Annotated in this window: 16 protein-coding genes and 1 pseudogene; 9 read left to right on the top strand and 8 right to left on the bottom strand. The window is 73.4% G+C overall.

Annotated features, from left to right (window positions below; all coding sequences use genetic code 11):
* The first annotated feature begins 16 nt into the window (after positions 1-16).
* Positions 17-1,414: a Na+/H+ antiporter NhaA gene (gene nhaA, locus O2W18_RS13920; protein WP_269188105.1), complete on the top strand. Its 1,398-nt coding sequence runs from the start codon at positions 17-19 to the stop codon at positions 1,412-1,414.
* A gap of 338 nt (positions 1,415-1,752) precedes the next feature.
* A complete protein-coding gene (locus O2W18_RS13915; RefSeq protein WP_269188104.1) occupies positions 1,753-2,481 on the top strand; it encodes a hypothetical protein in 729 nt (242 codons plus the stop codon).
* Between the two features lie 34 nt (positions 2,482-2,515).
* On the opposite strand, the gene O2W18_RS13910 is transcribed toward O2W18_RS13915, so the two are convergent.
* The 7 genes from O2W18_RS13910 to O2W18_RS13880 all read right to left on the bottom strand — a co-directional run bounded on the left by O2W18_RS13910 (position 2,516) and on the right by O2W18_RS13880 (position 8,460).
* The gene (locus O2W18_RS13910) at positions 2,516-4,213 is read right to left on the bottom strand and encodes a DUF885 domain-containing protein (RefSeq protein WP_269188103.1); all 1,698 of its coding nucleotides are present in this window, start codon (positions 4,211-4,213) and stop codon (positions 2,516-2,518) included.
* 5 nt (positions 4,214-4,218) lie between these two features.
* Complete coding sequence (locus tag O2W18_RS13905) at positions 4,219-4,791, bottom strand: FABP family protein (protein WP_269188102.1); 573 nt, start codon at positions 4,789-4,791, stop codon at positions 4,219-4,221.
* 351 nt (positions 4,792-5,142) lie between these two features.
* Positions 5,143-5,436, bottom strand: a complete 294-nt coding sequence (locus tag O2W18_RS13900; protein WP_269170398.1) for a DUF1416 domain-containing protein — start codon at positions 5,434-5,436, stop codon at positions 5,143-5,145.
* Between the two features lie 6 nt (positions 5,437-5,442).
* Positions 5,443-6,270: a sulfurtransferase gene (locus O2W18_RS13895; protein ID WP_269188101.1), complete on the bottom strand. Its 828-nt coding sequence runs from the start codon at positions 6,268-6,270 to the stop codon at positions 5,443-5,445.
* Between the two features lie 274 nt (positions 6,271-6,544).
* Complete coding sequence (locus tag O2W18_RS13890; protein ID WP_269188100.1) at positions 6,545-6,886, bottom strand: TlpA family protein disulfide reductase; 342 nt, start codon at positions 6,884-6,886, stop codon at positions 6,545-6,547.
* A gap of 41 nt (positions 6,887-6,927) precedes the next feature.
* Positions 6,928-7,617 (bottom strand): LmeA family phospholipid-binding protein, encoded by a 690-nt coding sequence (locus O2W18_RS13885; RefSeq protein ID WP_269188099.1) that lies wholly within the window; start codon positions 7,615-7,617, stop codon positions 6,928-6,930.
* 21 nt (positions 7,618-7,638) lie between these two features.
* The gene (locus tag O2W18_RS13880) at positions 7,639-8,460 is read right to left on the bottom strand and encodes a hypothetical protein (protein ID WP_269188098.1); all 822 of its coding nucleotides are present in this window, start codon (positions 8,458-8,460) and stop codon (positions 7,639-7,641) included.
* Between the two features lie 182 nt (positions 8,461-8,642).
* Between O2W18_RS13880 and O2W18_RS13875 the strand changes: the two genes are divergently transcribed.
* The 6 genes from O2W18_RS13875 (at position 8,643) to pstB (ending at position 14,648) form a co-directional block, all read left to right on the top strand.
* Positions 8,643-9,380: a winged helix-turn-helix transcriptional regulator gene (locus O2W18_RS13875; RefSeq protein WP_269188097.1), complete on the top strand. Its 738-nt coding sequence runs from the start codon at positions 8,643-8,645 to the stop codon at positions 9,378-9,380.
* Entirely contained in the window at positions 9,364-10,332 is a 969-nt protein-coding gene (gene mshD / locus O2W18_RS13870; protein WP_269188096.1) for a mycothiol synthase, read from the top strand. Before O2W18_RS13875 ends, mshD begins: the two co-directional genes overlap by 17 nt.
* A gap of 240 nt (positions 10,333-10,572) precedes the next feature.
* Positions 10,573-11,688, top strand: a complete 1,116-nt coding sequence (gene pstS, locus O2W18_RS13865) for a phosphate ABC transporter substrate-binding protein PstS (RefSeq protein WP_269188095.1) — start codon at positions 10,573-10,575, stop codon at positions 11,686-11,688.
* 124 nt (positions 11,689-11,812) lie between these two features.
* Entirely contained in the window at positions 11,813-12,757 is a 945-nt protein-coding gene (pstC, locus tag O2W18_RS13860; RefSeq protein ID WP_269188094.1) for a phosphate ABC transporter permease subunit PstC, read from the top strand.
* Complete coding sequence (gene pstA, locus O2W18_RS13855) at positions 12,757-13,845, top strand: phosphate ABC transporter permease PstA (protein ID WP_269188093.1); 1,089 nt, start codon at positions 12,757-12,759, stop codon at positions 13,843-13,845. The genes pstC and pstA overlap by 1 nt, the downstream gene beginning before the upstream one ends.
* 23 nt (positions 13,846-13,868) lie before the next feature.
* Positions 13,869-14,648 (top strand): phosphate ABC transporter ATP-binding protein PstB, encoded by a 780-nt coding sequence (pstB, locus tag O2W18_RS13850; protein WP_269183682.1) that lies wholly within the window; start codon positions 13,869-13,871, stop codon positions 14,646-14,648.
* Positions 14,649-14,675: 27 nt separating this feature from the next.
* On the opposite strand, the gene O2W18_RS13845 is transcribed toward pstB, so the two are convergent.
* Positions 14,676-16,145 carry an LCP family protein gene (locus tag O2W18_RS13845; protein WP_269188092.1) on the bottom strand — a complete coding sequence of 490 codons (1,470 nt, stop codon included), beginning with the start codon at positions 16,143-16,145 and terminating at the stop codon, positions 14,676-14,678.
* 1,023 nt (positions 16,146-17,168) lie between these two features.
* Between O2W18_RS13845 and O2W18_RS13840 the strand changes: the two are divergent.
* Positions 17,169-17,554: pseudogene (locus tag O2W18_RS13840) on the top strand (hypothetical protein); the annotation flags it as partial.

Below are 17,554 nucleotides of genomic sequence, written 5' to 3'. Positions count from 1 at the left end.
ACAACGGAGCCGCCACGTGACCACACCCACCCGCCTGTTCAGCCGGGGGTCCTACCCGGAGGCCACGCGCATCGCCGCGATCCTCCGCAAGGAGACCATCGGCGGGGCCCTGCTGCTGGTGGGCACGGTGATCGCCCTGGTCTGGGCGAACTCCCCCTGGGCGGAGTCCTACGAGTCGCTCCGCGACACCCGGGTCGGCCCGGAGTCCTTGCACCTGGACCTCACCCTCGGCACCTGGGCAGCCGACGGCCTCCTGGCGATCTTCTTCTTCGTGGTGGGGCTCGAGCTCAAGCGCGAGTTCGTCGCGGGCGACCTGCGCGACCCCCGGCGAGCGGCCCTCCCGGTCGCCGCCGCGGTCGGCGGCATGGTGGTCCCGGCGCTGCTGTTCGTGCTGGTGAACCTGGGCACCGGCGACGGCGCACTCCGCGGCTGGGCCATCCCCACGGCCACCGACATCGCGTTCGCGCTCGCCGTCCTCGCGGTGATCAGCACCCACCTGCCCACTGCGCTGCGCACCTTCCTGCTGACCCTGGCCGTGGTCGACGACCTGCTGGCGATCACGGTCATCGCGATCTTCTACACCTCCGAGCTGGCGATCACACCGCTGCTGCTGTCGCTCATCCCGCTCGCCGTCTTCGGGTTCCTGGTGCAGAAGCGGATCCGTTCCTGGTGGCTGCTCATCCCGCTCGCCGTCATCGCCTGGGTGCTGGTGCACGAGTCCGGGGTGCACGCCACCGTCGCCGGGGTGCTGCTGGCCTTCACGGTGCCGGTCGTCCGCAGCCAGGCCGCCGGCGGCCCGGAGGCGGGCCCGGGCCTGGCCGAGCACTTCGAGCACCGCATCCGCCCCATCTCCGCCGGGTTCGCCGTCCCGGTGTTCGCCTTCTTCGCCGCCGGCGTCACCATCGGCGGCCTGTCCGGCCTGGTCGAGTCGCTGTCGGACCCGGTCGCCATCGGCATCGTCGTGGGCCTGGTCGCCGGCAAGACGATCGGCATCACCGGCGCCACCTGGCTGGTCTCCCGGTTCACCCGCGCCGAGCTGGACGAGTCGCTGGGCTGGCCCGACGTCATCGGCCTGGCCATGCTCGCCGGGATCGGGTTCACCGTCTCCCTGCTCATCGGCGCACTCGCCTACGGCGAGGGCTCGCTGCGCGACGAGCACGTGAAGGTCGGCGTCCTGGTCGGCACCCTGACCGCGGCCCTGCTGGCCTCGATCCTGCTCAAGTCGCGCGACCGCCGGTACCGCCGGATCGCCGCGATCGAGACGGAGGACCGCGACCAGGACGGCGTGCCCGACGTCTACCAGACCGAGGACGGGCGGGAGATCCGCACCGTGGACGACAAGGCCACCCACGACCCCGACTGGGAGGGCGCGCCCCCGCCCGGGCGCAAGGCCGGCCCCTCGTCCGACACCTGAGAAAAGGTCGTTGCCGAGCTCCTCTTCGCGTCGTACCGTCGTGGCATCACGAGAGAGGAGGTGGTCCCGAAGTTGATGACTTACAGGACACGTGAGGTGGCTGTCCGCTAGCCGCCGTCCAGATGGGCCGCCCGTTCAGAACCTGTGGAAGACCCACAGCACCTGAGCGACGGCACTCCCGCCCGTCCGTCGATGGCGGCGAGCGAGAACCGGACAGTCACCCGACCCCCGGGCTGCCGACGTTGTCCAGTCGGCCCGCGTGCTGCTCCCCACTACGGTGGGTACAGCGCCGCGGAGCAGCCCGGGGGTTGTCCGTTGTCCGGGGGAGGTGTCGCCGCATGCAGTTCACCGGCCGCTCCGTCGCCCTGGACACGTCTGCGGGCATCTGGCTCGCCGAGTCCGCCTCGGCCGCTGCACCGGCGACCGTCGCTGCGCTGGTCCCCTCCTCGTTCGAGGCGGTGGCCCGGGTCTTCCACCCGGCCGTGCGCTACGTGGGGGACGACGACGTCGAGGTCCCCTGGGCGTCCGTCGCCGCCGCCAACGGCACCACCGTGCACCCGCTGATGCAGTGGGGCTCGGTCACCGGGGCGATGGAGTACTTCGAGAACGACGACCAGTCCCCGCTGTGGCACGGCGCCCCGGCCCGCGGGCACCTCCCCGCGCCGGTCGCCGAACGACTCGTCTCGGTGCTCTCCCGCTGGACGACGACCCCGGACGTCTGCTGGTTCGCCGTGGCCCAGGGCGGCGCCGTCATCACCGACCACCCGACGCTGAGCCTGCCCGACCGGGAGTACTGGCTGATCAACGGCCCGGTCCAGCTGGCCGCGCAGAACATGGCCGCCGAGCCGTTCGAGCAGAGCGCCAACCTCTGGTGGCCGGCCGACCGCGCCTGGTGCGTGGTGACCGACATCGACCTGGTCAGCACCTACGTCGGCGGAAGCACCGCCTGCATCGCCGAGCTGTTCGCCATCGACGGCCTGGAGATCGCCCCGGCGGAGTTCGGCCAGCGCACCACCTGGGACGCCGATCGGGTCAACGCCACCCCACCCGACGCCCCCGACCGCTAGCCGACAGAAATGGCCATCTCTGTCGCCTGGCGCGTCAGAGCTGGGCGAGCTCGGCGGCCAGGTCGTCGAGGCCCAGGCTGCCCTGCGAGAGCGCGGCCATGTGCCAGGCCTTCAGGTCGAAGTCGGCACCCCGCGCCTGCTGGGCCGCCGCCCGGCCGGCCAGCCAGGCCCGCTCCCCCAGCTTGTAGCTGATCGCCTGCCCGGGCATGCCGAGGTATCGCACGAGCTCGCTGTCCAGGAAGTCGGCGTCCCGGCCGCAGTTCTCGCCGAAGAACGCGCGCGCCAGCTCGGGCGTCCACGGCTCGCCACGATGTGCCTCGACGGCACCCTCGGCGTCGTCGGGGATCGGCAGCTCCAGGTGCATGCCGATGTCGACCACCACCCGGACGGCGCGCATCTGCTGCGCGTCCAGGTAACCCAGCCGCGCGCCCGGGTCGGTCAGGAAGCCCAGCTCGTCCATCAGACGCTCGGCGTAGAGCGCCCAGCCCTCGACGTTGGCCCCGACCGACCCCAGTGAGGTCTGGTAGGACGACAGGTCGCCGGAGACGTAGGCCCACTGCGCCAGCTGCAGGTGGTGGCCGGGGACGCCCTCGTGGTACCAGGTCGAGACGAGGTCCCACAGCGGGAAGCGCTCTCGGCCCAGCGTCGGCAGCCAGGTCCGGCCCGGCCGGGAGAAGTCCTGGGTCGGCCGGGTGTAGTACGGCGCCGCCGCGCTCCCCGGCGGGGCGATCATCGCCTCCACCTGGCGCACCGGGCCGGCGATGTCGAAGTGCACCCCGTCGAGGGCCTCGATCGCGTCGTCCATCATCGCCTGCAGCCGCTGCCGGACCGGCTCCACGCCCGCCACGGCCTCGCCGTGCTCGGTCAGCCAGCGCATCGCCTCCATGGGCGTGGCGCCGGGGAGCACCTTCTCCGCCTCGGTGCGCTGCTCGGTCAGGATCCGCTGGTGCTCGGCCCAGCCCCAGGCGTAGGCCTCCTCCAGGCCGGTTCCGGTGCCGAGGTCCGAGCCGTTCCAGGACCGGGCGAAGCGGGCGTACCGCTCCCGGCCGACCGCGTCGGGGGTGCCCGCGGCCTGTGGGGCGTAGGTGTCCCGGAGGAAGTCGCGGACGGTGGCGACCGCGGCGTCGGCGGCGGCCGCGGCGGCGTCCAGCTCGGCGCGCACCTCGTCGGGGCCGGGCGCGACCAGCCCGGCGAAGTAGGGGCCGGCCAGCCACTCGTCGAGCTGCCCGACCACGGTGTGCACCTGCCGGGGCGCGGCGAACAGGCCCTGCGCGGCCCCGGCGATCAACGACTCGCAGTACCCGCGATAGGCCGCGGGCACCCGGGCGAGCCGACGGGCCAGGACGGCCCAGTCCTCCGGCGTCCGGGTCGGCATCATGGAGAAGACCTGCCGGATGGAGTGCACCGGGGAGAAGAGGTTGGACACCGCCCGCAGGTCCTCGCCGGCCTCGTGCAGGTCCAGCGCGGCGGTGAGCCGCTCCCGCAGCAGCCGGGCGCAGCGGCGCTCGACCGGGTCGTCGTCCAGGGACGGGTCGGCGGCCAGCACCCGGTCCAGCTCGGCGAGCGTCGCCCGGATCAGCTCCGCCTCGGCGGCCAGCCCGGTGGGGCTGGTGTCGGGCAGCCGGTCGTCACCGGGGCGGGTGCCCAGCTGGGTGGCGACGATCGGGTCGAGGTCGCAGACCGCGTCGACGTAGCGGTCGGCGACCTGGCGGGGGGTGGCGGGCGGCGTCACCGGGCTCAACGGATCCTCTCCAGGCGGGCGGACATGGTCGGGCGCAGCGGCTGGTCGCCCGCCGCCCGGTCGACCGCGTAGAGCAGCGCACCGTCGACGATGCCGTAGAGCCGCTTGGCCCGGCTGGTGTCGGGATGGTCGGGGGTGCGGGCCAGGACGTCGCTGTCCAGCTCCCAGCTGGTCGTCGTCCGGGCCGTGCCGACGTAGATCTCGACCAGCCCGGCCGGGGAGCTCACCAGCAGCTCGACCTCCTCCTCGCCGCGGGGCCGCCAGAAGCCGGACTCCCGCTGGTCCGGGCCCGCCACCTGGCCGTCGCCGGACAGCCGCCAGGTGCGCGATTCGTAGCTGAGGAAGTCCCGGCCGTCGTGGGCGAACCGGACCCACTGCCCGAAGCGGTGGTCGCCGCCGGCGCCGGCGGCCTGCCCCTCGCCGTGCCACTCACCCAGCAGCGGCAGCACCGACAGCAGCTCGTGGGCCACCTCAGGCCCCTCGCGGACGTCGACGGTGTCCGGGACGGGCAGCTCGGTCGGGCCGGCGACCGGCCCGTTCGGCAGGCCGGGCGGGACGGGGGCGCTCATCGGGCGCGCCCCGGACGCTCGGCGCGGGCGACCCGCCACGCCGAGGCGGCGAAGCCCAACACGACCAGCGCGACGAGGGTGATGAGCACCCAGGCGGAGAACAGACCCATGCCGCCACGGTATCCGCGCCGCCCTCCCTGCCCTGCGGTGCCCCGGATGAGGCGGGGACCGGCGCTGCCACGACGGCGCGCAGCACCGGGCAGGGGACGGCGCTGACCCGGGCGGTGCACCCATCTCCCGGACCAGGTCGGTCAGCGCCTGCGCTGGTGGCTCTGCCGGTGGGAGAGACGACAGCGCCCGCCCCGGCCGAAGCCGGAGCGGGCGCTGGTGGACCCGTGACGGGCCCGGTCGTCAGTCGATCGCGAGGGTCGTCTCGTTCAGCCCGACCTCGGCGTCGATCGGGCGCTCGGCCCGGCCGACGGGCGCCAGGGTGCGCAGCGTCCAGCGACCCGGCGCGGCGAAGAACCGGAACTCACCCTCCGGGCTGGTCACCACCTCGGCGGTGAACTCGTCGGTGGCGTCCAGCAGCCGGACGTACGCGCCGGCCACCGGGGCGCCGTCGTGCCACACCGATCCCTGGATGACGGTCTGGGTGCTCAGGTCGACACCGGCCAGGCTGCCGCCCTGCTTCGGGGCTCCGCACATGTCAGCTCACTTCTCGATCGGGACGCCGACCAGCGAGCCGTACTCGACCCAGGAGCCGTCGTAGTTCTTGACGTCGGACTTGCCGAGCAGCTCGCGCAGCACGAACCAGGTGTGGCTCGAGCGCTCACCGATGCGGCAGTAGGCGATCGTCGGCTTGGCCTCGTCGTAGCCCTGCTCGGCGTAGAGCTTGGCCAGGTCCTCGTCGCTCTTGAACGTGCCGTCCTCGTTGGCCGCCTTGCTCCACGGGATGTTCATCGCCGTGGGGACGTGCCCGCCCTTCTGCGCCTGCTCCTGCGGCAGGTGCGCCGGGGCGAGGATCTTGCCGGAGAACTCGTCGGGCGAGCGCACGTCGATGATGTTCTTGCTGCCGATCGAGGCCACGACCTCGTCGCGGAACGCGCGGATCGACAGGTCGGGCTCGCTGGCGCGGTAGGTGGTGGCCGGGCGCTCCACGGTCTCCTTCGACAGCGGGCGACCGTCGAGCTCCCACTTCTTGCGGCCACCGTCGATCAGCTTCACGTCGCGGTGCCCGTAGAGCTTGAAGTACCAGTAGGCGTAGGCGGCGAACCAGTTGTTGTTGCCGCCGTAGAGGACCACGGTGTCGTCGTTGCCGATGCCGCGCGAGGACAGCAGCGCCTCGAACGCCTCACGGCCCACGAAGTCACGGCGCAGCGGGTCCTGCAGGTCGGTCTTCCAGTCCAGCTTGACGGCACCCTCGAGGTGGCCGCCGTCGTAGGCGCTGGTGTCCTCGTCGACCTCGACGAAGACGATGTTCGGGTCACCCAGGTGCTCCTGGGCCCAGTCGGCGGTGACGAGCACGTCGCTACGGCTCATGAGTGTGGTTCCTCCATCAGTTCGGGCGGATGGTGCGGACGTCGTGCGGTGCAGCTCGGGCGCGGGTCCCGTGCGGGAACGCGGAGCCGGTGTCCACCGGAGCGGCACATCCGGCGGAGGTCGGCCAGGGCGTGCGGAGAGCGGCGCGGGACGTGGTCTCCGCGCGGGGTGCGGCCTCAGCAGGCCGGACAGCGGGTGCTGCCGACGCGGCACAGGTCGACTGTGCGGCGCGAGGTCAGCAGGGGGCCCACGGCGCGAGGGTAGCGGATCACCGTCAGGACCTCAGGTGCGCGTCCACCAGAGCGGCCAGCTCGGCCGACCCGGGCGCGCCGGTGCTGCGGGCCACCACCGCCCCCGCGGCGTCCAGCCAGATCAGCGTCGGGGTGACCCGCACGTCGAGCGCCCGCACCGCGTCCAGGTGGCTCTCGGCGTCCACGTGCACGTGCGACAACCCGGACCGGGTGGCCTGCAACCGCTGCAGCCGGGCGCGGGTGGCCCGGCAGGGCCCACAGAAGGCCGTGGAGAACTGCACCACGGTCAGCTCGGCCTCCGCCGGGCGCACCCCGAGCCCCGCCAGGGCGGCGGCGGCCTCGGTGGTGGGGATCGTCGTGGTCACCTGAGGGGCAACGGGTGCGCCTCCGGGAGCATTCCGGCCGATCAGCCGCTCAGCACGGTGTCGGTCGCCGACACCCGCACGAGGACGCCGTCGTCCCGGGGGTCGACCCCGGTCAGCTCGAGCCCGAACGGCAGTTCCGGCACGGGGTACCGGAAGTCGAGCACGTCCACTGCCCGGTCGAGGACGAAGCCGGGGACGTCGACGCCCGCGGCCGCTGCGTCCTCGACGTCGACCACCAGGTCCTGCCCGTCGAGCGAGACGGTCCCCCGGGCGGTGATCGGGACCTCCAGGCCGAGGAGGTCGACCGTGCGGTCGATGCGCATGCGGTCGCCGTCGCCCTGCAGCCGGGTGTCGCCGCCGAGCTGCTGGGCGAGCAGTTCGTAGGAGAGCGTCGCCGTGCCGTCGACCTGCTCCACCGGGATCTCCTGGACCGAGCCGGAGACCGCGTCGGACAGTGACACCTGCACCCCGAACAGCGACACGTCGGCCCGGGTGCCGGCCGGCTCGCCGAGCTGCTCGGCGGTCAGGCTGATCCGCACCTCGTCGTAGCGGCCGGACAGCGCCTGGGTGAGGAACGGGAACCCGGTGATGTCGACCTCCGGCGCACCGGCCAGCCCACCGCGTTCAGCCACCTGGTCGGCCACCTGCCCCTCGGCGACGGTGACGCCGACCCGGTCGACGAGGACCAACAGGCCGAGCCCGAGCAGCAGGACGATCAGCAGTGCCTTCACGCGTCGAGTCTCCCCTGCCGCTCAGCCGGTGCCGTACGAGGCGAGGGCATAGGCCACCGGGGCGACCGCCGCCAGTGGGAGCACCGCCTGCACCACCGGCAGCGCCCAGCTCCGCTCACCGCGCTCGGCCGCGACGTAGGAGGCGCTCAGCGCCGCGAGCGCGGCCGCCCCGCCCAGGGCCGCGCCGTAGATGGCCGCCGAGAGGACGTCGATCAGCGCGTCGCTCTCCCGGCCCAGCAGGGCGACCCCCGTGGCGGCCAGCACGGCGAGGACGACGCCGAGCAGACCGCGGGGCACGCCGGGGGCGATCCCCGGGCGGGGCAGCACGACGTCGACCAGGTGACCGGCCAGCAGCGCGGCACCGACCACCAGGACCGCCGTCTCCAGCGCCTGCGGCCCGGCATCGAGCCGGGCGACCCCCAGCAGCACCGCCAGCGCACAGACGGAGCACAGCAGCAGGACGACCCCGGCCAGCGACGCGACGAGGTACCGGCGCGGTGCCGGGCGGGTCATCTGGTGGACGACGGCGGCCAGGAACCCCAGGCCGAGGACCGCCAGCAGCCAGTCCAGTTGCGGGCGGGCGGGGAGGAGCACCGCCGCGTCGGCCGCGACGGCCGCGGCACCCCCCAGGGCGAGGGAGCCCAGGGAGCCACGGATGCCGGTGGCGACCACCCATCCGGCGACCAGGCCCAGCTGGAGCAGCGCCACCGCGACGACCCGGCCGGTGTCGCCGAGCGCGGCGGGCAGGCCCACGGCCACCGCGGTCACCACGACGACCAGGCCGGCCGCCGGGAGGTGGTGGGCGACCGGGGACAGCTGGGCGTCCGGAGCAGCCTGCGTCACCCCGGGATCCTCGCAGAGGAGCCCCGCACCGCAGGGCGTGCCGGGGTGGTCGTGTCGCCGGGACACGACCTGGCCGTGCGGTACCTCACCAGTTGATCCGGACGGTGGCGCACGTCCGCTATCCTGCCCTCTCACCTCGACAGCGCCGTCGACGGCCTGGGTGCGCCCAGTGAGGAGACGACATGCGGCTCGTGCTCATGACCTCGGCCCGTCAGGCCACCACGGAGGTCCTCCCTGCGCTCGGGCTGCTGGCCCACCAGGTGCGCGTCGTGGCTCCCGAGCTGTCCAGCCTGCTCGACGGTGACGCCGGGGACGTCGTGCTGGTCGACGCCCGGCACGACCTCGTCTCCGCACGGACCCTGTGCTCGCTGCTGGCCTCGACGGGCGTCGCCGCCTCGCTGGTCGCGGTGCTGTCCGAGGGCGGACTCGTCGCCCTGTCGGCCGACTGGGGCGTCGACGACGTCGTGCTCGAGACCGCGGGCCCGGCCGAGGTGGACGCGCGGCTGAAGTGGGCCACCGCCCGTCGACTGGCCGCCACCGCCCCGGCCGACGGGTCGGAGGGCGGCGTGACCAAGGCCGGCGAGCTGGTGATCGACGAGCACAGCTACTCGGCGAAGCTGCGCGGGCGCCCGCTCGACCTCACCTACAAGGAGTTCGAGCTCCTCAAGTACCTCGCCCAGCACCCGGGCCGGGTCTTCTCCCGGGCCCAGCTGCTGCAGGAGATCTGGGGCTACGACTACTTCGGTGGCACCCGCACCGTGGACGTGCACGTCCGTCGGCTGCGCGCCAAGCTCGGCACCGAGCACGAGGCACTGATCGGCACCGTCCGCAACGTCGGCTACAAGCTCGACCAGCAGGTCGCCGACGCGACCGCCGCGGCCAACGTGGCGGCGGTCGAGACCGGTGTCCCGCTCTCCTGACCACGGTCCGCTGAGCCCGGTGCTGGTCGAGGTCACCGAACGGCTCCCCGCCGCGGTCGTGCAGGAGGTCCGCGACCTGCTCGAGGCGGCGCTGGCCGCCGACGGGGTGCGTCCGGTCTCCGAGGAGTCCGAGCTGCGACTGCAGCACGGCGGGCCGGTCGGTGGCGTCGACCTCACCGCACGGGACGACGCCGGCACGCTCCTCGGCTATGCCCGGCTGGAGTTGCCTCCCGGCGACCCGGAGGCCGAGGCCGAGCTGGTCGTGGCCCCGGACAGCCGCCGTCGCGGCGTGGGCACCGCCCTGGTCGCCCGGCTCGAGGAGCTCGCCGCCGACCGCCCGCTGCGGGTGTGGGCCCACGGCGAGCTGCCCGGGTCGGCCGAGCTCGCCCGCGGCCGCGGCTACGACCGGGCACGCGTGCTGCTGCAGATGCGCCGTCCGCTGGACGGGGTGGACCCCGACCCGCAGCTCGAGCTGCCGACCGGGGTGTCCGTCACGACCTTCCGGCCGGGCACCGACGAGGACGCCTGGCTGCGGGTGAACTCCCGCGCCTTCGCCTCCCACCCCGAGCAGGGCCGGTGGACCCGCGGCGACCTCGCCCTGCGCGAGGCGGAGCCGTGGTTCGACCCGGCCGGCTTCTTCCTGGCCTGGCGGGGCGAGCCGGACGGGCCCCGGCTGCTCGGCTTCCACTGGACCAAGGTGCACCCGGCCGGCGACGTCGGCGACGAGCCGATCGGCGAGGTCTACGTGCTCGGCATCGACCCGGACGCGCAGGGGATGCGGCTGGGCCGGGCACTGACCGATGCCGGGCTGGCGCACCTGCGCGCCGCCGGCCTGTCCGCGGTGCTCCTCTACGTCGAGGAGGAGAACACCGCCGCCGTCGCGCTGTACGAGCGGAGCGGGTTCACCCGGCACGCCGTCGACGTCTCCTGGCGGCGCACGCCCTCCCCCTGAGCGGCCCTGCTGCACCCCTCGTCGAGGATCCCGGACCCCCCGTCGGCACCCCGCCACGCGGCGGTTCACCCGTTGGACGTACACCGTCTGTCGATTCGTGGGCCAAGTCTCAGTCCGCGTTCACCCAGCGTTCATCGAGCTACCCGGATCCGTCCACCTCAGCTGCTTAGCGTCCTGGTCGTTCGATCTTCCCTGCCCGGCTTCGACGTCCGGGCACACACCAGTCGAAAGGCCACTGAGTTGAAGCTCAGCACCACGACGCGCACCGCGGCCGTGTCCGCAGCGCTCGCCGCCACCCTCGCTCTCGCCGCGTGCGGCGCCTCGAACGAGGAGACCGGTTCGGGCACCGCTTCCGGGGGCGACAGCGGCGGGGAGCTCAGCGGCACCCTCGTCGGAGCCGGCGCCAGCAGCCAGCAGGCAGCCATGCAGGGCTGGACCGCCGGCTACTCGAGCGTCCAGCCCGATGTCACGGTCAACTACGACCCGATCGGCTCCGGCGGTGGCCGCGAGCAGTTCCTCGCCGGCGGCACCGACTTCGCCGGCTCGGACGCCGCGCTGGACGAGGAGGAGCTCGCGCAGGCCGAGGAGCGCTGCGGCGAGTCCGGCATCTTCGAACTGGCGAACTACATCGCGCCGATCGCCGTCGTCTACAACCTCGAGGGCGTCGAGGAGCTGAACCTCTCCCCCGAGGTCCTCGCCGGGATCTTCAACCAGGAGATCACCAACTGGAACGACCCGGCGATCGCCGCGGACAACCCGGACGCCACCCTCCCGGACCTGCCGATCACCCCGGTCAACCGGAGTGACGAGTCGGGCACCACGGAGAACTTCACCGAGTACCTGGTCGCCGCAGCCGGCGACGCCTGGCCGCACGAGGCCAGTGGTGACTGGCCGGTCTCCGGTGGCGAGGCCGCCCAGGGCACCTCCGGCGTGGTCAGCGCGGTCGGGGCCGGCAACGGCAGCATCGGCTACGCCGACCTGAGCCAGGCCGGCGACCTGGGTGTCGCCAACATCGGCGTGGGCGAGGAGTTCGTCGAGCCCACCGCCGAGGCCGCCGCCGCCGTGGTGGAGAACTCGGAGACGCTGGAGGGCCGCGGCGAGTACGACTTCGCCATCGAGCTCGCCCGCGACACCACCGAGTCGGGCAACTACCCGATCGTGCTGATCAGCTACCACGTCGGCTGCGTCGAGTACGAGGACCAGGAGACCGCCGACCTGGTCTCGGACTTCATGAGCTACGTGGTCAGCGAGGAGGGCCAGCAGGCCGCGGCCGAGGCCGCGGGCAGCGCACCGATCTCGGACAGCCTGCGCGAGCAGGCGCAGGGTGCGATCGACGCCATCACGGCCGCCGGCTGATCGAGTCGGCCAGCAGCGCGCTGCGGCGGCCCGGAGTGTCCACCCGGACACCCCGGGCCGCCGTGGCGCGTGATCCACTGCACGCCTCCCAGCATCCAGCGGTACGAGCCCCCCGGAGCGATCGGTGACCTCCACCACCAGCGCACCACCCGCCCAGCCCAAGAGCCGGCCCGGTGACCGCATCTTCGCCGGCACCGCCAAGGGCGCGGGCATCCTCATCCTGGTCATCCTGGCCGGGGTGGCCCTCTTCCTGATCAGCGAGTCGGTCCCGGCGCTGACGGCGTCGGCGGACGAGCTCCCGGGCGACGGCGGCCTGGCCTCCTACATCTGGCCGCTGATCTTCGGCACCCTGCTCTCCGCGGTGATCGCCCTGCTGGTCGCCACGCCGCTGGCGGTGGCGATCGCGCTGTTCATCACCTTCTACGCGCCGCGCAAGCTGGCCGCCGGGCTGGGCTACGTGGTCGACCTGCTGGCCGCGATCCCGAGCATCGTGTACGGCTTCTGGGGCATCTTCTGGCTCGCCCCGCGGCTGGTGCCCTTCTACCGCTGGCTCGAGGAGAACCTCGGGTTCATCCCGTTCTTCGCCGGGCCGGTCTCCTCGAGCGGCCGCACGATGCTGACCATCGGGCTGGTGCTCGCGGTGATGATCCTGCCGATCGTCAGCGCCATCTCCCGCGAGGTGTTCAGCCAGGTGCCGACGCTGCACACCGAGGCCGCCCTCGCCCTGGGCGCCACCCGCTGGGAGATGATCAAGATGGCCGTCATCCCCTACGGCAAGTCCGGCGTCATCGGCGGCTCGATGCTCGGCCTGGGGCGCGCCCTCGGCGAGACCATGGCCGTGGCGATCATCCTGTCCGGCTCGGCCGCCGGGATCACCTGGGCGCTCATCACCAGCGCCAACCCGCAGACGATCGCGGCGAACATCGCGCTGGAGTTCCCGGAGTCGACCGGACTCGCCGTCAACACCCTGATCGCCAGCGGGCTCGCGCTGTTCGTGATCACCCTCCTGGTCAACATGCTCGCCCGGTGGGTCGTCAACCGCCGGTCCGACTTCTCCGGAGCCAACTGATGAGCACCTCCACCCAGCAGCCGAGCGCCGCACCGGAGACCTCTGCGCCGTCCCAGGGCGCCCTGGGCGGGCACGAGAAGCAGGCGCCGTGGGTGCCGTGGGCGGTGTTCGGCGCCGCCGCCGTCCTCGCCCTGGGGATCGGCCTGCTCACCAGCTGGAACATCGTGCTGTTCGTCATCTACACGGTGGTGCTCGGCACGCTGGGGACGTGGCTGCTGTCCCGGGTGACCGAAGGCCCGCGCAAGGCGGTCGACCGGCTGGTCACCTGCCTGGTGATCAGTGCCTTCGGCATCGCGATGGTGCCGCTGGTCTCGCTGGTCTACGAGGTGGTCCGTCGCGGGGCGGCGCGCTTCGACGCCGAGTTCTTCACCGCCTCCCTGCAGGGCGTCATCGGCCCGGGTGGGGGCGCTTACCACGCGCTCATGGGCACGCTGATCATCACCCTGCTGACCACGCTCATCTCGGTGCCGATCGGCCTGATGACCGCGATCTACCTGGTCGAGTACGGCTCCGGCCGGCTGAAGCGGTCGATCACCTTCTTCATCGACGTGATGACCGGCATCCCCTCGATCGTCGCCGGCCTGTTCGCCTACGCGCTGTTCGTGCTGATCTTCGGCCCGGGCGTGCGGCTGGGGATCATGGGCGCGGTGGCGCTGTCGGTGCTGATGATCCCGGTGGTCGTGCGCTCGGCGGAGGAGGTGCTGAAGCTCGTCCCGAACGAGCTCCGCGAGGCTGCCTACGCCCTGGGCGTGCCCAAGTGGCGCACGATCCTCAAGGTGGTCATCCCGACCGCGATCGCCGGCCTGGCCACCGGTGTCACGCTGGCCATCGCCCGCGTGATCGGTGAGACCGCGCCGCTGCTCATCACGGTCGGCATCACCAACGCCCTGAACTTCAACGCCTTCGACGGGCGGATCGCGACGCTGCCGGTGTATGCGTACTACCAGCTCACCCAGCCGGGCGTGCCGCCGCAGGACGCGATCGACCGGGCCTGGACAGCGGCCCTGGTCCTCATCATGCTGGTCATGGGCCTCAACGTGGTCGCCCGCCTGATCAGCCGCTTCTTCGCCCCCAAGACCAGTCGCTGACCCGGAACCCGGAGGAACACCACGTGGCCAAGCGCATCGACGTCTCGGACCTGGACATCTACTACGGCAACTTCAAGGCCGTGGAAGGGGTCAACCTCTCCATCGAGCCGCGGAGCATCACGGCGCTGATCGGTCCCTCGGGTTGTGGGAAGTCCACCTTCCTGCGGGCCCTGAACCGGATGCACGAGGTGATCCCCGGCGCCCGCGTCGAGGGCAAGGTCGTCATCGAGGGGCAGGACCTCTACGGCTCCGACGTCGACCCGGTCGACGTCCGCCGGCAGATCGGCATGGTCTTCCAGCGGCCGAACCCGTTCCCGACGATGTCGATCTACGACAACGTCGCGGCGGGCCTGCGGCTGAACGCCAAGAAGACCAGCAAGAGCGACATGGACGACCTGGTCGAGCGCTCGCTCAAGGGCGCGAACCTCTGGAACGAGGTCAAGGACCGGCTGAACCGCCCGGGGTCGGGGCTCTCCGGTGGTCAGCAGCAGCGGCTCTGCATCGCCCGCGCGATCGCCGTCCAGCCCGAGGTGCTGCTGATGGACGAGCCGTGCTCGGCCCTCGACCCGATCTCCACGCTGGCCGTGGAGGACCTGATGATGGAGCTCAAGGAGCAGTTCACCATCGTCATCGTCACCCACAACATGCAGCAGGCCGCGCGGGTCAGCGAGACCACCGGGTTCTTCAACCTCAACGGGGTGGGCCAGCCCGGCCGGCTGATCGAGTACAACCCGACCGAGAAGATCTTCAGCAACCCGGACGAGAAGGCGACGGAGGACTACATCTCCGGCCGGTTCGGGTGATGCTCCGCTGAGCGGCTCTCCCGCCGCTCAGCTGCAGGACGAAGCGGCCTCGGCCTCCGCGACAGCGGGGTCCGGGGCCGCTGTCGTCGGCACCGGGGTGCCGATCTCCACGGGAGCCAGGCCGGTGAAGTCCGGCCCGACGACCAGCTGCACCGCCGAGCCCACCAGGGCGGTCTCCACCAGCACGGCTCCGGGCACCGCCGCCGCCACCGTGAGCGCCGGCTCCAGCGCCGCCGGGCCGTACCGCACCACGGTGCGGTCCACGGTGGCCGGTTCGACGCCCCGGGCGCCGACCCGGAAGCCCGTGGCGGCCAGCCCGTCGGCCACCTCGCCGGTGCGCCCGGTTCCGGAGCCGTCGAGCACGTCCACCGTCACACCGGCCGGCTCCACGGAGACGGTCGTCCCCTCGGGCACCGGGTCGACCACCGGCGCCGGCTCGGCGGGCGCAGGGTCGGTCGGCGCGGTGCCGGCGACGCCATCGCCGGCCGGGACGGGCAGCCGACCGGTCTCGATCACCGCGTCGAACAGCTGCCGGGTCGCGGTGGCGTCGACGACGACCACCGCCTGGTCGCTGCCACTGGGCACGTGGCCCACCTCGGCGACCGGGAGCCCGGTGCGCTCGATCGCACTGCCGGACAGCTCGCCCACGGTGGCCCCGAAGGTCCGGAGGTCGCCCAGCGTCGTCTCCGCGTCCACGGTGAACGCGTCCCCTGCCCGGGAGAGGAAGCGGGTCAGGGTGAGCGGGTCGGCCAGCGTGCTGTCCGCCAGCGCGGAGTCGAGTGCCGAGATCAGCACCCGCTGCTCGCGCTCGGCCACCGCTGCGCCGGTGACGTCGGTCCCGGTGGCGGGCTGCAGGTACCCGGTCACCTCGGCGCCGGCCAGCTGGAGGCCACCCGTCCCCGGGCAGACCGGGACCCCGCCCAGCGCCTCGACCATCCCGGGCAGCCGAGCGAGGTCGACGGACACGTAGTGGTCGACCCGCAGGCCGGTCAGCTGCTGCACCGACCGGACCAGGCAGGAGGGACCGCCGTCGAGCAGCGCCGCGGCGAACGGCTCGGTCTGCGGCTGGCGGAGGTCACCGTCCGTGGTCTGGCAGACAGGGGTGTCGGACAGTGCCGTCGGGGGCACGCTGACCAGCACGGCCTGCTCGCCGTCGGCGGAGACGTGCGCCACCACGGTGCTGACCGCAGACAGCCCACTGCGCCCGGGCAGGCCGGTGCCGACCACCAGGTAGGTCGACGAGGTCTCCTGCAGCTGCGGGGCCAGCACCTCGGGGCCGTCGGTGACCAGCGCGTCCACCCGGTCGATCGAGTGGTCGGCGTAGAAGTAGAGACCGACGTAGTAGACGGCCACCAGGCCGAACAGGGCCACCAGCGCGAGCGCGACCCGGGTCACCCGACGGCGGAGCGGCCCGGCAGGTGGACGGGGCGTGGGCAGGTCGGCGACCGTCGCGCCCCCGGGGACCACGGGCACGTCCCGGCCGGGGATGGGTGGCACGGGCAGGCTGCGCCGCACCCCGGGCACCGGCACGGAGTACTGGGGGGGCGCCGGCGGGGGGAGCGGTGGGCCCACCGGCCGCGGGGACGACGGCGGTGCCGGGGGTGTCGGGTGGGCCACGGGCGCCGATGACGGGACCGGTCGTGAGGGCACGGGCACGGACGGTGCCGCAGCCGGAGGCGCCGCGGCCGGTCTGCTGTTGGCCGGCGGCCTCAGGCTCTCCGGGACGCCGGGGGCAGGCGAACCTGGCCCGTTCGGCGTGGCGGCGGGGACGGGGGGTCGACGGCCCACCGTCGGCGTGGCCCGATCCTCCGCAGGCCGGTTCCTGCGGGAGCCGGGCGGGGCGGCCGCCGGGCGGGCGACCCGGATGCCGGGCTCGTCGGTCGGGACGGCGGCCTCCGGCTCGGAGACCGGTGCGGGCATCGCCGGCTGCCAGCCGGTGGGCAGCACCGGCGGCGAGGGGACGACGGACGGCTGCGGGCGGTCCCGCCAGCCACCCCGGAGACCGGGTCCGTCGGAGGAGGCCGAGCGGCCCGGCCATGCGGGTTCGTCGTCCCTGGCCACACCGGGCTGCCACAGCGGGGTCCCGGCGTCGTCGACCGGTTGCTGGCGGCCGGTGGCCTCACCAGCCTCCCGGCGGTCGGCCCGTCGCCGGCGGACCCCGGTGCCCGAGCGGGCGAGCAGCTCGGCGACGGTCAGCGGCGCGGCCGGGCCGTCCGCGGCGTGCCCGGAGGCGGGCGGGACGGCGCCGGATGACCGGTCGTCGCGTCGGGGACCGCTGTCGGCCCCGTCCCGCGTCGGCTGATCCGCCACCGGCGTCGACATCCCATCGTCGTTGTCGGCAGTCCGCTCGCTGCCCGGTCGTCCCGCCCCGGGCGGCCGCAGACCGCCGCCGGTGCGACCGCTCCACGATACGGGCGGTCGACCACCCGCCCGGCCGGACGCGCGGGGGATGAACGGATCGGTCACAGCGAGCACGGCTCTCGACCGGCAGGCTGGCGCGCTGGACCGTAGCCTCTGGCCGTGAAGTTGCCCTTCCCCGGCCCGTCGGACGTGCTGCACGCCGCCGAGGGCCTCCGTGACGGCGTCACCGAGGCCCTGGCCCTGCTGCCCCGGGTGGCGGGCGCGCTCGGCGAGGGCGAGCAGCTGCTGAAGCGTGTCGGTGCGCTCGTCGATCGGATGGAACGGATCGCCGACCGGGCCGAGGTGGCGATCGCCGGCATCGACGTCATCCGGGCCGATGCCGACGTCGCCGTGGCCCGGATCGGTCTCACCAACGATGCTGCTGACGCCGCCGTCGCCCGGATCGGCGTCACCAACGACGCCGCCGACGCCGCCGTCGCCCGGATCGGCGTCACCAACGACGCCGCCGACGCCGCCGTCGCCCGGATCGGCGTCACCAACGACGC

It is taken from the genome of Modestobacter sp. VKM Ac-2983 (assembly GCF_026967885.1).
Lineage (GTDB): Bacteria > Actinomycetota > Actinomycetes > Mycobacteriales > Geodermatophilaceae > Modestobacter.
This window is presented reverse-complemented; position numbering and strand designations above follow the sequence as displayed.

Bases quoted from the DNA above. Each gene is read 5' to 3' on its own strand.
- O2W18_RS13915 (WP_269188104.1), top strand. From the start codon at position 1,753: ATGCAGTTCACCGGCCGCTCCGTCGCCCTGGACACGTCTGCGGGCATC.
- pstA (WP_269188093.1), top strand. From the start codon at position 12,757: ATGAGCACCTCCACCCAGCAGCCGAGCGCCGCACCGGAGACCTCTGCG.
- O2W18_RS13875 (WP_269188097.1), top strand. From the start codon at position 8,643: ATGCGGCTCGTGCTCATGACCTCGGCCCGTCAGGCCACCACGGAGGTC.
- O2W18_RS13900 (WP_269170398.1), bottom strand. From the start codon at position 5,436: ATGTGCGGAGCCCCGAAGCAGGGCGGCAGCCTGGCCGGTGTCGACCTG.
- O2W18_RS13905 (WP_269188102.1), bottom strand. From the start codon at position 4,791: ATGAGCGCCCCCGTCCCGCCCGGCCTGCCGAACGGGCCGGTCGCCGGC.
- O2W18_RS13895 (WP_269188101.1), bottom strand. From the start codon at position 6,270: ATGAGCCGTAGCGACGTGCTCGTCACCGCCGACTGGGCCCAGGAGCAC.